The sequence below is a fragment of the Mesorhizobium sp. PL10 genome, assembly GCF_053714315.1.
The window spans coordinates 29018-43438 of record NZ_JBSKBR010000019.1 but is presented as its reverse complement, the minus strand read 5'-3'; the positions used below and the strand labels follow the sequence as shown (position 1 = coordinate 43438).

Annotated in this window: 11 protein-coding genes and 1 tRNA gene; 10 read left to right on the top strand and 2 right to left on the bottom strand. The window is 63.3% G+C overall.

All coding sequences use genetic code 11. The features are described 5' to 3' along the window. Positions 1-4 precede the first annotated feature (4 nt). The gene (locus ACWGTO_RS25475) at positions 5-1675 is read left to right on the top strand and encodes a ribonuclease J (RefSeq protein ID WP_454577559.1); all 1671 of its coding nucleotides are present in this window, start codon (positions 5-7) and stop codon (positions 1673-1675) included. Positions 1676-1693: 18 nt separating this feature from the next. On the opposite strand, the gene ACWGTO_RS25470 is transcribed toward ACWGTO_RS25475, so the two are convergent. Further along, positions 1694-2536, bottom strand: coding sequence for an MBL fold metallo-hydrolase (locus ACWGTO_RS25470; RefSeq protein ID WP_454577558.1), 843 nt, complete (start codon positions 2534-2536; stop codon positions 1694-1696). Positions 2537-2669: 133 nt separating this feature from the next. Here ACWGTO_RS25470 and mce point away from each other — a divergent pair, with 133 nt between their 5' ends. From mce to ACWGTO_RS25440, 6 genes are all read left to right on the top strand, one after another. Then, complete coding sequence (gene mce, locus ACWGTO_RS25465; protein ID WP_454577557.1) at positions 2670-3074, top strand: methylmalonyl-CoA epimerase; 405 nt, start codon at positions 2670-2672, stop codon at positions 3072-3074. Then, positions 3071-3355 carry a DUF1467 family protein gene (locus tag ACWGTO_RS25460; protein ID WP_454577556.1) on the top strand — a complete coding sequence of 95 codons (285 nt, stop codon included), beginning with the start codon at positions 3071-3073 and terminating at the stop codon, positions 3353-3355. Before mce ends, ACWGTO_RS25460 begins: the two co-directional genes overlap by 4 nt. Before the next feature lie 742 nt (positions 3356-4097). Then, a complete protein-coding gene (proS, locus tag ACWGTO_RS25455; protein WP_454577555.1) occupies positions 4098-5426 on the top strand; it encodes a proline--tRNA ligase in 1329 nt (442 codons plus the stop codon). Then, on the top strand, positions 5423-6739 hold the full coding sequence (locus tag ACWGTO_RS25450; protein ID WP_454577554.1) for a lipoprotein-releasing ABC transporter permease subunit: 1317 nt from the start codon (positions 5423-5425) through the stop codon (positions 6737-6739). The genes proS and ACWGTO_RS25450 overlap by 4 nt, the downstream gene beginning before the upstream one ends. Continuing rightward, positions 6736-7419: an ABC transporter ATP-binding protein gene (locus tag ACWGTO_RS25445; RefSeq protein WP_454577553.1), complete on the top strand. Its 684-nt coding sequence runs from the start codon at positions 6736-6738 to the stop codon at positions 7417-7419. Before ACWGTO_RS25450 ends, ACWGTO_RS25445 begins: the two co-directional genes overlap by 4 nt. A 579-nt stretch (positions 7420-7998) precedes the next feature. Next, the gene (locus ACWGTO_RS25440; RefSeq protein ID WP_454577552.1) at positions 7999-9249 is read left to right on the top strand and encodes a site-2 protease family protein; all 1251 of its coding nucleotides are present in this window, start codon (positions 7999-8001) and stop codon (positions 9247-9249) included. 21 nt (positions 9250-9270) lie between these two features. Here the strand turns inward: ACWGTO_RS25440 and lipB are convergent, their stop codons facing one another. Next, a complete protein-coding gene (gene lipB, locus ACWGTO_RS25435) occupies positions 9271-10014 on the bottom strand; it encodes a lipoyl(octanoyl) transferase LipB (RefSeq protein WP_454577551.1) in 744 nt (247 codons plus the stop codon). A gap of 233 nt (positions 10015-10247) precedes the next feature. Here lipB and ACWGTO_RS25430 point away from each other — a divergent pair. The 3 genes from ACWGTO_RS25430 to ACWGTO_RS25420 all read left to right on the top strand — a co-directional run bounded on the left by ACWGTO_RS25430 (position 10248) and on the right by ACWGTO_RS25420 (position 14314). Next, positions 10248-10332, top strand: a tRNA-Leu gene (locus tag ACWGTO_RS25430). A 403-nt stretch (positions 10333-10735) separates the two neighbouring features. After that, positions 10736-11668 (top strand): TauD/TfdA dioxygenase family protein, encoded by a 933-nt coding sequence (locus ACWGTO_RS25425; protein ID WP_454577550.1) that lies wholly within the window; start codon positions 10736-10738, stop codon positions 11666-11668. 207 nt (positions 11669-11875) lie between these two features. After that, positions 11876-14314, top strand: coding sequence for a GcvT family protein (locus ACWGTO_RS25420; RefSeq protein ID WP_454577549.1), 2439 nt, complete (start codon positions 11876-11878; stop codon positions 14312-14314). Positions 14315-14421: the final 107 nt, after the last annotated feature.

Sequence of the window (14421 nt, the reverse complement as noted above, 5' to 3'; positions counted from 1 at the left end):
ATTGATGGCGAAAGCGCAAAACGCCGAACTCGTCTTCGTGCCGCTCGGCGGCGTCGGCGAGATTGGCATGAACTTCGCCCTTTACGGCTACGGGCCGCCCAGTGCGCGCGAATGGATCGTCGTCGACGTCGGCGTGACCTTTCCCGACGCGGCGCATCCGGGCGTCGACCTGATCCTGCCTGACACACGCTTCATCGAGGAGAACCTCGCCAATCTGCGCGGCATCATCATCACCCATGCGCATGAAGACCATTACGGCGCGCTGCTCGACACCTGGCCAAAGCTGAAGGCGCCGGTGTGGATGACGCCGTTCAGTGCCGGCCTGCTGGACGCAAAGCGGCAGGGCGAGCAGGGCGCGCCGAAAATCCCGGTGACGATCTACCGGGCAGGCGAAAAGTTCACCGTCGGGCCGTTCGAGATCGAGGCCATTCCGGTGGCGCACTCCATCCCCGAGCCGATGTCGCTGGCGATTACATCGCCGGCCGGTACCGTCATCCATACCGGCGACTGGAAGATCGATCCTGAGCCGACGATCGGTCCCAAAACCGACGAGGCGCGTTTCCGCGCCTATGGCGACAAGGGCGTGCTGGCGCTGGTCTGCGATTCGACCAATGCGCTGCGCGAAGGCGAATCGCCGTCGGAAGTGGCGGTTGGCGAGGGCCTGAGGGGTGTCATCCAGAGCGCCGTCGGTCGTGTCGCCGTCACCACCTTCTCTTCCAATGTCGGGCGCATCGTCTCGATCGCCAAGGCGGCGCGCGATGCCGGCCGCCAATGCCTGGTGCTCGGCCGCTCGCTGAAGCGGGTCATCGATGTCGCCGACGAGCTCGGCTACATGGACGGACTGCCGGAGTTCATCGCCGAAGAGGATTTCGGTTTCATCCCGCGCGAAAACCTGGTCATCATCTGCACCGGCAGCCAGGGCGAGCCGCTGGCGGCGCTGGCCAAACTTTCGCGCGACGAGATGAAGTCGGTGTCGCTGACGGCCGGCGACACGGTCGTGTTTTCCTCGCGCACCATTCCCGGCAATGAGAAGGCGATCCTCGAGATCAAGAACCGTCTCATCGATCTCGGCATCAAGATCATCGAGGACGGCGACGCGCTGGTGCACGTATCCGGCCATCCCCGCCGCAGCGAACTGCGCAAGATGTATGAATGGGTGCGCCCGCAAATCGGCGTTCCCGTGCATGGCGAGGCCGCACATCTGGTGGCGCAGGGGTCGCTGATGTCGACCTCCGGCATCGGCCAGGTGGCGCAGGTGCGCGACGGCGACATGCTGCGGCTGGCGCCCGGCCCGGCCACGATCATCGACCAGGTGCCGTTTGGCCGCATCTACAAGGATGGCAGGCTGATCGGCACCGACCAGGCGATGGGTATTCGCGACCGGCGCAAGCTCTCGTTCGCAGGCCATGTCGCGGTCAATGTCGTGCTCGACGACAAATATGAGCTGGCCGGCGATCCCGACCTGGTCGCCATCGGCGTCGCCGAGGCGGATGCGCGTGGCGAGAACATGGAAGATCTGATGCTCGACGCGGCCGTCGGCGCGGTGGACTCCATCCCGCGCCAGCGGCGCAAGGACCTCGATCTGGTGCAGGAAGCGGTGCGGCGTGCGGTGCGCGGCGCCGCCAACGAAGCCTGGGGCAAGAAGCCGCTGGTGACGGTGTTCGTCACGAGATAGGCGAAGCCAAGCGCTGGTTCAGCTGGTGGCGGGAAGCCAGCGAAAGGTCCCGTCCACCTGCTCGATGTGCCCGAGACCCGGAAACGGCATATGATAGCCGGCGACAAGCAGCCGGTGTTCGGCGGCCATTTTCAGCAAGCGCTTGCGGGTCTCGACGGCCTGCTCCTTCTCGTCGTCGAGATCGGCCTGCCACTCAGGCCGCTGGATCGAAACGACAGAGTGCAGGAAGGCGTCCGACCAGATGAGCAATTGCTGCCCATCGCTCTCGACGTGAAACGCCAGCAACCCTGGGGAATGGCCGGCGGCTTCGATCGCGGTGATGCCGGGCACGACCTCGTCTCCCGGCGCTACGAATTGCGCCCGGTCGGCAAGGCCGATGCAGACGCGCCGGAATAGGTCGCGGTTGCTCAGCCTGGCTTCGCGCACAGCATCGGCTTCGGTCCAGAAGACGAATTCGGCCGCGCCGAAGACATAGCGCGCCCGGCTGAAAACGGTTTCGCCGTTGTGTACGAGGCCCCCGATGTGGTCGGGGTGGCCATGCGTGATGACCACCAAATCGATGTCGGCGGGTTCGAGCCCGAGGTCTTGCAGGCATTGCAGCAGGCGACTGTCGGCGTCGCCGAAACCGGTGTCGAACAGGATTTTTTCCACGCCGGTGTCGACAAGCGTCGGGATGAAGCAATGCTCGTATCGATCAGGATCGATGAAGTTCGACATGGCGAGTTCCCGCACCGCGTCCGGCGATTGTCCAGGGGCGAAGGCAGCCGCGAGATTGTCGCGGAGATCGACGGCGTCGAGCAGGGCGGCGACCTTGAACGAGCCAAGATCGAAGCTGAAAACGCGGAGGCGGGCATCGGACATTGCCGTTTGTACTTCGCCGACACCGATTGGAACAGGCCGGCGGTTCACCCAAGTGCGACCTTGCGCGCCTCCGCAAAGGCTATTGATGTCGGCCGATTTGCCGTAAGACGCCAGAATGGAAGCTGGAGGTTTCATGCTGGGACGCTTGAACCATGTCGCGCTTGCCGTGCCGGATCTGGCTGCGGCGATCGCCGCCTATCGCGATACGCTGGGCGCCCGGGTGACCGCGCCGCAGGCGCTGCTGGAGCACGGCGTGACGGTGGTGTTCGTCGATGTCGGCAACACCAAGATCGAACTGTTGGAGCCGCTGGGCGAAGGCTCGCCGATCGCGGCTTTCCTGGAGAAAAACCCCTCGGGCGGCATGCATCATGTCTGCTATGAGGTCGACGATATCCTTGCCGCGCGCGATCATCTCAAGGCGAGCGGCGCCCGCGTGCTGGGCGACGGCAATCCCAAAACCGGCGCCCACGGCAAGCCGGTGTTGTTCCTGCATCCCAAGGATTTCTTCGGCACGCTGGTCGAACTGGAGCAGGCATGAGCTGGATTTCGTTTGCCGCGCTGTTCTTCATCACATGGTGGCTGATGCTGTTCATCGTGCTGCCGTTCAGCGTGCATACGCAGGATGACGATCACGACGTAACGCTGGGCACCGTTGCCAGCGCCCCGCGCGGGCCGCATATGCTGCGCGCCGTGATCCGTACCACCATCGTCACGGCGGTCGTCATGGGCATTTTCTACGGCCTGACGCATGGGCTGGGTTATAGCCTCGACGAAGTCCCTCACATCATCCCCGAAGCCAGCCAGGCACCGGCTAACTAAAGCACTTTCCTGCCGAAAAAATCGGGCGGGCAGCATGCGCCTTTTTGTGCCTATTTTCGGAGCATCGGACTCCAGTTTCGACACCTCGGGCTGAGGTTGGCAACTCCGCCCGCAAGCATAGCCAATCCTGATAGAATCGCGACCCAGATCACGTCGGCGCAAGCTCACGTGATTTGGCAACAGGTCGATCTAACCAGATGATTGGGCAAAAAAAATGCAAGGCACAAGGCCTTGCAATTTAAACGCGTTCCGATCTGTTTTCCGGTTTCCGGCGGCAGCGGGTAACCGCGCCTAGATCGCATCCTCCCAAGACTTTGACCGCGTAGGAGAGCAGATTTTTCTCTACCCTCTCGGTTATCGGGGCACACTAGCCTAACCCTGATGAAATTGTCACGCAGAATTTTGCCCGCAAACGGGCAATCCTGTGCTGCACTGCACAATAGTACGGCAGGCTTTGCTTGCGAAACGAACAACACCGGCGCTGCCCAATTAATGTGGCCAGGTGTGCTGTGCCGCTCAGACGCGCAAAGCGTGTGTCAGCACTTTGCAGCCATGCCCGGCACCTTGCATCAAAAGCATTACCGTTTTCGGTTCGAAGGTCTTTGGAAGAAGAATCGATTTTGCGATTTCGGGCCGATGCGGCCGGTCGGGTTTCCATTCCGTCACGAAATAGCTATGAAGCCGGGGCAAGCAAGCCAGCCGCGCCGATTCCGGTGCAGCCTCCTCTCTCACGGACCTGTCCATGCGTTTGTCGCAGTTTTTTCTGCCCATCCTGAAAGAAAACCCGCGTGAGGCCGAGATCGTCTCGCACCGGCTGATGCTGCGCGCCGGCATGATCCGCCAGCAGGGGCAGGGCAGCTTTTCCTGGCTGCCGCTGGGCAAGCTGGTTCTGGACAAGGTCTGCCGCATCATCCGCGAGGAGCAGAACCGCGCCGGCGCGCTGGAAATTCTGATGCCGACCATCCAGTCGGCCGATCTGTGGCGCGAAAGCGGCCGCTATGACGACTATGGCAAGGAGATGCTGCGCATCAAGGACCGACAGGACCGCGACATGCTCTACGGTCCGACCAATGAGGAAGTGGTCACCGAGATCGTGCGCGCCTACGTCAAGTCCTACAAGGACCTGCCGCTCAACCTCTACCATATCCAGTGGAAGTTCCGCGACGAGGTGCGGCCGCGCTTCGGCGTCATGCGTTCACGCGAGTTCCTGATGAAGGACGCCTATTCCTTCGACCTCGATTTCGAGGGCGCCAAAGCAGCTTACAACAGGATGTTCGTCTCCTATCTCAGGACGTTCACGCGCATGGGGCTGCAGGCGATCCCGATGCGGGCCGACACGGGGCCGATCGGCGGCGATCTCAGCCATGAATTCATCATCCTGGCCGACACCGGCGAGAGTCAGGTCTATTGCGACCGCGAGTATCTGTCGCTCCAGGTGCCCGGCGAAAACACCGACTTTGCCAATGACGGCGAGATCGCCGACATCGTCAAGACCTGGACGACGCCCTACGCCGCCACCGACGAGATGCATGACGAGGCGGCCTGGGACAAGCTCGGCGAAGCCGAACGGGTCTCGGCGCGCGGCATCGAGGTCGGCCACATCTTCCATTTCGGCGACAAATATTCCAAGCCCATGGGCGCCAAGGTGACCGGGCCCGACGGCAAGGATCATTTCGTCTCCGGCGGCTCCTACGGGATCGGGCCGTCGCGCCTGGTGGCGGCGATCATCGAGGCCAGCCATGACGATAGCGGCATCATCTGGCCGGACGCGGTGGCGCCGTTCGACATCGGCCTGATCAACATGAAGGTGGGCGATGCCGACTGCGACCGGGTCTGCGGCGAGCTGTATGCCGCCTTCACCGGCGCCGGCAAGGACGTGCTCTATGACGACACCGACCAGCGGCCGGGCGGCAAGTTCGCCACCGCCGATCTGATCGGTCTGCCCTGGCAGGTGATCGTCGGCCCGCGCGGCGTTGCTGCCGGCGAGATCGAGATCAAGAACCGCAGGACCGGCGAGCGCGAGACGCTGCCGGTCGCGGAGGCGAGGAAACGCTTCGGTGCAACCGCATGAGCGAAGCCGCGGCAGCGAAATCTCCGGTCGCCAAGTCGCCGGTCGCCAAGTCTCCGGTCGCTGGCCCGTTCTCCATGTTCGAACGCATGGTCGCCTGGCGCTATCTGCGGTCGCGCCGCAAGGAGACCGTGATCTCGGTCATCGCCTCGATTTCCTTCCTTGGCATCATGCTCGGCGTCGCCACGCTGATCGTCGTCATGGCCGTCATGAACGGGTTCAGGGCTGAGCTTCTGACCCGCATCCTCGGCGTCAACGGCCATCTGATCGTGCAGCCGCTGGATTCGCCGCTTGAGGACTACGCGCAGGTTGCCGCCCGCATCAACGGCGTGGCCGGCGTCAAATACGCCATACCGCTGATCGACGGCCAGGTGCTGGCGCAAGGCAATGTCGGCGGCGGCATGGGCGCGCTGGTGCGCGGCATACGTGCCGAAGACCTCGGCAAGATCGCCATCGTCGCCCAAAACGTCAAACAAGGCACGCTTGACGGCTTCGACTCCGGCGAGGGCGTCGCCATCGGCAAGCGCATGGCGGAGAATCTCGGCCTCGTGCTCGGCGACACCATCACGCTGATCTCGCCGGAAGGCGATGTGACGCCGATGGGCACGACGCCGCGGCTGAAGGGCTACAAGGTGGCGGCGATCTTCGAAGTCGGCATGTCGGAGTATGACAGCTCCATCGTCTACATGCCGTTTTCGGAAGCCCAGCTCTATTTCAACATGGACGGCAGGGCGCAGACGATCGAGATCTATGTCGACAATCCCGATAATGTCGACGCGCTGAAATCGCTGGTCGATGCGGCTGCGCAACGGCCGATCGACATGGTCGACTGGCGCCAGCGCAACGAGACTTTCTTCTCGGCGCTGCAGGTCGAGCGCAACGTCATGTTCATGATCCTGACGCTGATCGTGCTGGTGGCGGCGCTCAACATCATCTCCGGCCTGATCATGCTGGTGAAGGACAAGGGCCACGACATCGCCATCCTGCGCACGATGGGCGCTTCGCGGGGCGCCATCCTGCGCATCTTCCTGATGACGGGCGCGGCGATCGGCGTCACCGGCACGCTCGCCGGCGTGCTGCTCGGGGTGCTGATATGCACCAACATCGAATCCATCCGCCAGTTCTTCTCCTGGATGACCGGCAAGGTGCTGTTCAATCCGGAGCTCTATTTCCTCAGCCAGTTGCCGGCAAAGATGGACCCGCGCGAGACCACCTACGTCATCCTGATGGCGCTCGGCCTGTCCTTCCTGGCAACCGTGTTTCCGGCGTGGCGGGCCGCCCGTCTCGATCCGGTCGAGGCCTTGAGATACGAATGAAGTCCGAGATCATTATCGAGCTGAAGAGCGTCGAGCGGCACTATGTCCAGGGGCCGCGCAAGCTCACCATTTTGAACGGCGCCGATTTTTCGCTGAAGCGCGGCGAGGTGGTGGCGCTGGTGGCGCCGTCGGGCACCGGCAAGTCGACGCTCTTGCACACCGCGGGCCTGCTCGAGCGCCCCGACGCCGGCGATGTCATCCTGGCCGGTCGTGCCTGCGGACGGCTATCCGACGACGAGCGCACGGCGATCCGCCGCAACGATGTCGGCTTCGTCTATCAGTTCCATCATCTTCTGCCGGAGTTTTCGGCGCTCGAAAACATCATGATGCCGCAGCTGATCAAGGGGCTGTCGCGCAAGGAGGCGTCGGAGCGGGCGGCGCAGCTGCTCGATTACATGCAGATCGGCAAGCGCGCCTCGCACCGTCCGTCGGAACTGTCCGGCGGCGAGCAGCAGCGTGTCGCTATTGCCCGTGCGGTCGCCAACGCGCCCTTGCTGCTTTTGGCCGACGAGCCCACCGGCAATCTCGACCCGGTCACCGCCTCCTATGTGTTCGAGGCGCTGGGCGCGCTGGTCAAGCAATCGGGACTTGCGGCGCTGATCGCCACCCACAATCACGAGCTGGCCTCGCGCATGGATCGCCGGGTGACGCTGCACGAGGGTAAGGTCGTCCCGCTTTAGTCTCCCAGAGTCGTCATCCTAGGGCGAAGCTCCGCGAAGCGGAGCGCAGACCCTAGGATCCATGCCGCGACCTTGATCAAAGGATGCAACGGAGCAGAATTCTGGGCCGCTGCGGCGCGTTGGAGTCCCGGCATGGATCCTATGGTCTGCGCCGCGTCGCTTCGCTCCTTGCTTCGCCCTAGGATGACGACGCGATGTATGTGATCGCAAATCGCCTAGGCCGCTAAGCCGAAGAACAGCCTCGAACACCCCATAAACCTTTCCTTAACCCTGCCCAAAAGCGCCCCCCTAAATCCTTTCGGCGCGCTTCAGGAGGTCGTTGACATTCGAACAAAATTAGAACAAAATACGAACAGAGCAACAACAGGAGAGAGTTATGAGCGATCTTGTTCAGGACGTCGTTTCGTTGGTGTGCATGAGTGCGTTTCTCGTTTCCATGGCGGTCTGGATCGGCGCCATGTGATGGATCTGCGGTCCGCCGCAGGGTGTTAGGGCGGGCAGGAGGGCGTTGCGCCGTTAAGCCTTTCTTGCCACCATGACGCTAGGGTGCCCTGCCAAAGACAGGGAGCAAACGCCCAAGTGTCGCCAATCGTGACGGTCCTTCTCGTGGCCGGTAATCTCGGACTGATTTTCTTTTTGCTGACCGCGCCGCTCGGCTTGCGCACGGTGAGGCTAAGCCGCGTGGTGGCCATGGACCGGCAGCGCCTCTGGCAGGCGCTGTGGCCGCTCGGCAGCGATGCTGGCTGGTCCGGCGAGATACTCTCGGCCGAGCCGTTGGACGGGCAGGGCACGGCTCGCATCATGTTGTCCTGGGAAGGCCGTGACGGCCAGCCGATCGAGCGCAGGTCGCGCTTCGAAGACGTCGTCGAAGGCAGTCGTTTTTCGATGCGTGTCATCGAGGATACCGCCCTCGATGCTTCGTTCTGGAAGGATTTTTACGAGACCACCGAACTCGCGTCGGAAGGCGCTGCCACGCGCGTGACGCACAGCCAGACCGACCGCTATCGCGGCGTCGCCTTCCTGGTGTTCCGCTACTTCGCCATGCGACGCGAGCTTGGCAAGCTGCAACATTGGGCGAAGACCGGACAGTATCGCAAGGGTGGCTGGTTCGAGCATCCGCTGAGCCAGGTCGGCTTTGCCGTGCTTTCGGCCTTCATCCTGTGGCCGTTCTTCGGGCTCAATCGCGGTGGCTTTGCACTGGCCGCGATCCTGACCTCGGTGGTCGCCCTGCATGAACTCGGCCATATGGCGGCATTCCGGCTGACCGGTCATCGCAAGGTGCGGATGATCTTCATCCCGCTGCTCGGTGGCATCGCCATTGGCGGCCGGCCCTATGACAGCCGCTTCGAGGTCGCCTTCGTGGCGCTGATGGGCGCCGGCTTTTCCGCTTTCCTGGTGCCGCTGCTGATCGTCGCCAGCGGCTTCGCGTCCGGCGAGGGGTATCGGCTGGCCGCGGCCCTCTTGGCGACACTCGCAGGCTTTGCCGCGCTGTTCAACATCGCCAACCTAGTGCCGGTTTGGAAATTCGATGGCGGCCAGGTGCTGCGCCAGATCTGTCCGGGTCCGATCATGCTGGCACTGGCCTCGTTTTCCCTGCTCTCCGCCTTGCTGGCGATCGGCTGGCTGGCCGGCTTTTCCCAAAGTTTTCTGCTGGTGGCGGGCGCTGTCTTTGCGATCCTCAGCCTGCTGACCGTGGGCAGCGGGGTAAAGCCGCGCCACGAGCTGAAGCCGATCCGCACCGTCGACCGTTTCGCCATGGCCGGCGCGCTGGCGGCCGTCTTCGCCATCCACGGTTACGGGCTGTTGTGGGCCTCGGCGCGGTTGCTTTGAGCGTTTGATCGAGCCGAGGCGTCAGCCGGCCTTGCGCGCCGGTTCGGCAGAAATGCCTTCGGCCGCGCCAAAAACATGCTCGAAGGAAGACTTCAGCGCCAGGTCGAAATCAGTCATGGTCACCGGCAGGCCGAGATCGACAAGGCTAGTCACGCCGTGGTCCGGCACGCCGCAGGGCACGATGCCGCTGAAATGGCTGAGATCCGGTTCGACATTGACGGCGATGCCGTGAAAGCTCACCCAGCGCCGCAGCCGGATGCCGATGGCCGCAATCTTGTCTTCGGCCGCTGAGCCGTCGGGCAGGGCAGGGCGATCGGGCCGCACCACCCAGACACCGACGCGGTCCTCGCGGCGTTCGCCGCGCACATTGAAGGTGGCGAGCGTGCCGATGATCCATTGCTCGAGCGCGGCGACGAATGCGCGCACATCCTCGCGCCGGCGCTTCAAATCAAGCATCACATAGGCGACCCGCTGGCCCGGCCCATGATAGGTGTATTCGCCGCCGCGCCCGGCGGCAAAGACCGGGAAACGGTCGGGATCGATCAGGTCCTCGATGCGGGCGCTGGTGCCGGCGGTGTAAAGCGGCGGGTGCTCGACCAGCCAGACCATTTCGGCGGCCGCTCCGGTGCGGATCGCCTCGGCGCGCGTTTCCATCAGGGCAAGCGCATCGGTGTAGCCGGTCAAACCGGGCTCGATGCGCCATTCGACGGGTGCTGAACCGGGCAAGGGCAGGAAGGACGTGGCGATCTGGCTGCGTTCTGTCATGGCTTTTCGTTTTTCGCGCAACGCATGCCGGCTTCCGAAACCGCTTTGCCCCCGGGGCGGAATGCATTTGCCCTTCATATGGCGGTATCTGGCTGAAACGTCCAGATATCACCGCATTTCGGCCTTCCCCGCCGTTATGCCAATTCCCGGCGATTATTGCACGCCGCGCCCTTGTTTCGCCGGAAACGATTTGCTACACGCCGCGAGCCGGTTCGTTCCGGCTCCTACCACGTGCGGTCGTGGCGGAATTGGTAGACGCGCAGCGTTGAGGTCGCTGTGGGGCAACCCGTGGAAGTTCGAGTCTTCTCGACCGCACCAAAATTCACTCTCGATCCGTCGGCATCGCCGCCATCCAGAGCCCAGACAGAGATCATGTCTCGAGGTCCTGCTGTGTCTTGGAACCAGCAGCTCTCCCGCGAAGTCAGTACGATTTGGCGTCCGCCATTGCCGGCGCGCTGCGGGTACGAGCTCGGGCAGAAGTCATTTTTCCTCAAGCCATCGAACTTTAAAATCCTTTTTCTATCGAATTTGTAGAATTAAGCTTGAATAAGACCCCAGCACTGTTCGCCAAGTTCTGACGTCTTCACCTCCAAAGTGGCGATCGGCGCCTTGTACCAAGCAAGACAACTCCCTTTTTAGGGGGTGCTCCGCCGATCGCTATGCGGCCGGCAAACGGCGGAGCGTTGCCAGCAGCCCGCGGTTTCAGAGGATAGAGGTTTCCATGACCAAGTTTGTCTCCGTAGATCAGATCATCCCGCAAGCCGATATTGTCCCGCTTACCGGACGTGTGGGCGCAGAGATCAGGAACATACGGCTTTCCGGCGACCTGCCGCAGCAGACGGTGGCGACGATCAACCAGATCCTGTTGCGGCACAAGGTGGTGTTCTTCCGCGATCAGGCGCATCTCGACGACGTCGAGCAGGAACGCTTCGCGCATCGTCTTGGCGACCTCGTGCCGCATCCGACCCAGGGTCCCGTCAAGGGAACTGCGTCCATTCTCGAGCTCGATTCAAGCCGTGGCGGCGGTCGCGCCGATCAGTGGCACACCGATGTCACCTTCGTCGACGCCTATCCGAAATTCTCCGTTCTTCGCGGCGTCGTCATACCGCCGGCCGGCGGCGACACCATCTGGTCGAACACGGCCGCGGCCTACCAGGACCTGCCCGAGCCGTTGAAGCTGCTCGCGGACAATCTCTGGGCGGTTCACAGCAACGTCTACGACTACGCCGCGGTCCGGCCGCGGGCGAGCGCCGCGGAAAAGAAGCACTTCGAGGAGGTCTTCACCTCGACGATCTACGAGACCGAGCATCCCGTTGTCCTCGTCCATCCCGAAACAGGAGAACGCACGCTGCTGCTCGGCAATTTCGTGCAACGGCTAATCGGTCTGTCCAAGAGCGATTCAGCGCGGCTCTACGAGGTGTTCCAGTCCTATGTTACCGCACCGGAGAACACCGTCCGGTGGCGCTGGAAAGCCGGCGATGTGGCGATCTGGGACAATCGGGCCACGCAGCACTACGCAGTCAACGACTATGGCGATCAGCACCGGGTGGTGCGCCGCGCCACGGTCGACGGCGACATTCCCGTCAGCGTCGATGGCCGCCGCAGCGCTACTCGCACCAAGGTCGCGAAGCCGGCGACCGACAAGGCTGCCTGAGGTCCAGGCTGCGTGACGTCTGTGCCGCTTGAGGCGCGGTCGAACTTGAAGGCCGCTGTTCAGGCGGCCTTCCTGGTTGCGCCAGCGTGTCGGCAACCGCCTCCGAAGGAAGCATACCAACCGGCACCTCGGCGTCGCAAATGGCGTGACCGACGGTGTCGCGCTTACCTATAGTGCCCATGACAATTTCATCCAGGGGCATCGGGCATGTTGGGTAATTTTCGTGCGGTGGTCGTCGGTGGCGGCTGTGTCGGTGCAGGTATTCTTTATGGCTTGGCGAAGCGCGGCTGGAGCGATATCGCGCTGCTCGAGCGGACGCAGCTCACTGCCGGTTCGACATGGCATGCGGCGGGGCTGATACCCTCCTATGCCCGCAGTCTCAACGTCGGGCGGATGATCGCCAAATCCATTGAGATCTATGAGGGCCTCGAAGCCGAAACCGGCCAGAAGGTCGGCTGGCACAAATGCGGCCAGCTGCGCATCGCCAACACGCGCGACAGGCTCGACGAATACCGCAGCTATATCGATGTCGCCGAGGTTCAGGGCATACGGGCGCGGATCGTATCGCCCGCCGAGGCGCGAGAAATCTGGCCGCTGCTCAACAACAGCGGCATGCTGGGCGCGCTCTATCACCCCGATGACGGTCACATCGCACCCGCCGACGTGACCCAGGCCATGGCCAAGGGTGCACGAGACCTCGGCGCAAAGATCCACCTTGGCACCGAAGTGACGGGATTCGAGCGGATGCCGGGCGGCGAGTGGAAGGTCAGAACCTCCCGTGGCGACATGGTCTGCGAACACGTAATCCTTGCCACTGGCAATTATGCACGCCAGACAGGCGCCATGCTGGGCCTCGACATTCCGGCAATTCCGATCGTGCATCAGTATTGGATCACCGACGCGGTGCCCGAAGTCGTGGAGCGCAAGCGGCAGGGCCTCCCGGAAATGCCGATCCTGAGGGACGAGGGTTACGAGGGCTATCTGCGTGAAGAGGGGGACGGGCTGCTGTTCGGCCCCTACGAGCGCACCGAACAGCTCAAGCTGTTCGCCGAAAATGGCGTGCCGGAATGGTTCGGCGCCGACCTGCTCGATGAGGATTTCGATGCCGTTTCCTGGAACTGGGAGCGGGCGACGGAACTCGTGCCCGCGCTCGGACGCGCCGGCATCAAGAGAAACGTCCGCGGACCGTTCCAGATGACGGCCGACGAGCTGCCGCTGATGGGGCCGGCCTGTGGGCTTGAGAATGTCTGGCTGGCCGAAGGCGTGCCGGGCGGCATCCTGTGGGGCGGAGCGATCGGCCACTATCTGTCGGAGCGGATTGTCGAAGGCGGCAACAGCATCGATACGGCGGAACTGGATCCGAGGCGCTTTGGCGACCATGCCAACAAGAACTGGACCCGGGAGAAGGTCCGGGAAGCCTGGGGCACCCATGCAACACAGCATTATCCGGGCCAGGACATGCCGGCGGCACGACCGCAGAAAACAGCTCCGTCCTACGACCGCCTGAGCCAGCTCGGCGCTGTGTGGGACGTGCTGAACGGCTGGGAAATGCCAAGCTGGTTCGCACCTTCGGGCGTCGAGGCCCGCAATTCGTACAGCTGGCGCTGGACCGCCAAGGGCACCTATGTCGGCGAAGAAGTCCAGGCGGTCCGGCAAGCCGTCGGTCTGGTCGAAATGACGCCGATGACGAAATTCGAGGTCAGCGGCCCGGGTGCTGAGCGCTGGCTCGACGGGATCCTCGCCAATCGCTTGCCGCGCCTCGGCCGCATCGCGCTCGCCCACCATCTCACGCCGGCAGGTGGCGTGCAGGCCGAATATGTCGTGGCGCGATTGCAAGGCGACCTGTTCTACCTCGTCTCAACGCCGCGCGCCGAGCGTTGGAACTACGACGACCTCAACCGGCTGCTGCCGAAGGACGGCAGCGTACAACTGCGCAACGTCACCAACGATCGCGGCAGCTTCACCGTGGTCGGTCCCAAGGCGCGCGACGTTCTGCAGCCGCTGACGGAGATCGATCTGTCGAACGAGGCTTTCCCCTGGTTCAGCGTGCAGTCGGCGACCGTCGGCCTGGCCAGCGACGTGCGGCTGATGCGCGTCAACTATTCGGGCGAACTCGGCTGGGAACTCTATCATCCGCTCTGCTATCAACGGCATTTGCTGGACGCGCTTCTGGCATCAGGTGAGGCGCATGGGCTCAGGCTGGTCGGTCTGCAGGCGCTGGAATCGCTGCGTCTCGACAAATCTTTCCGCGCCATGTACCGCGACATGAACCTCGAACTGTCGGCCTGGGAGAGCGGTCTCGACCGCTTCGTCAGGCTCGACAAGGGCGACTTCATCGGCCGCGCCGCCCTGGTCGCGAAGCACAAGCAGGGCCTGCCACGCCGGATCGTCACGCTGTCCATCGACTCCGATGGGGCAAGCGCCTTTGCCTATGAAGGCGTCTATCGCGACGGCAGCCTTGTCGGCCGCGTCACGTCGGCGGGCTACTCCTACACGTTCGGCCATGACATAGCATTGGCGCTGCTGCCGCCGGAGCTTGGCACGCCCGGCACGGCGCTGGAGGTGTCAATTCTCGGCGAGCGGCGCCCGGCAAGGGTGATCGCCGACTCTCCCTATGACCCGGAGGGTGCGCGCGGGCGCATGTGAGGAATCCATAGCACAGTCGTTCAGGCCGCCTGCGGTCTGAAACTGACGACGGAAGCTTTGAAAATCACGCCGCCTTCTTCGTCCGCGCCGTGGTCGATCAGCTTCGG

Excerpts from the sequence above, each read along its gene's own strand:
- ACWGTO_RS25475 (WP_454577559.1), top strand. The coding sequence starts at position 5 with ATGGCGAAAGCGCAAAACGCCGAACTCGTCTTCGTGCCGCTCGGCGGC.
- ACWGTO_RS25470 (WP_454577558.1), bottom strand. The coding sequence starts at position 2,536 with ATGTCCGATGCCCGCCTCCGCGTTTTCAGCTTCGATCTTGGCTCGTTC.
- mce (WP_454577557.1), top strand. The coding sequence starts at position 2,670 with ATGCTGGGACGCTTGAACCATGTCGCGCTTGCCGTGCCGGATCTGGCT.
- ACWGTO_RS25460 (WP_454577556.1), top strand. The coding sequence starts at position 3,071 with ATGAGCTGGATTTCGTTTGCCGCGCTGTTCTTCATCACATGGTGGCTG.
- proS (WP_454577555.1), top strand. The coding sequence starts at position 4,098 with ATGCGTTTGTCGCAGTTTTTTCTGCCCATCCTGAAAGAAAACCCGCGT.
- ACWGTO_RS25450 (WP_454577554.1), top strand. The coding sequence starts at position 5,423 with ATGAGCGAAGCCGCGGCAGCGAAATCTCCGGTCGCCAAGTCGCCGGTC.
- ACWGTO_RS25445 (WP_454577553.1), top strand. The coding sequence starts at position 6,736 with ATGAAGTCCGAGATCATTATCGAGCTGAAGAGCGTCGAGCGGCACTAT.
- lipB (WP_454577551.1), bottom strand. The coding sequence starts at position 10,014 with ATGACAGAACGCAGCCAGATCGCCACGTCCTTCCTGCCCTTGCCCGGT.
- ACWGTO_RS25425 (WP_454577550.1), top strand. The coding sequence starts at position 10,736 with ATGACCAAGTTTGTCTCCGTAGATCAGATCATCCCGCAAGCCGATATT.
- ACWGTO_RS25420 (WP_454577549.1), top strand. The coding sequence starts at position 11,876 with ATGTTGGGTAATTTTCGTGCGGTGGTCGTCGGTGGCGGCTGTGTCGGT.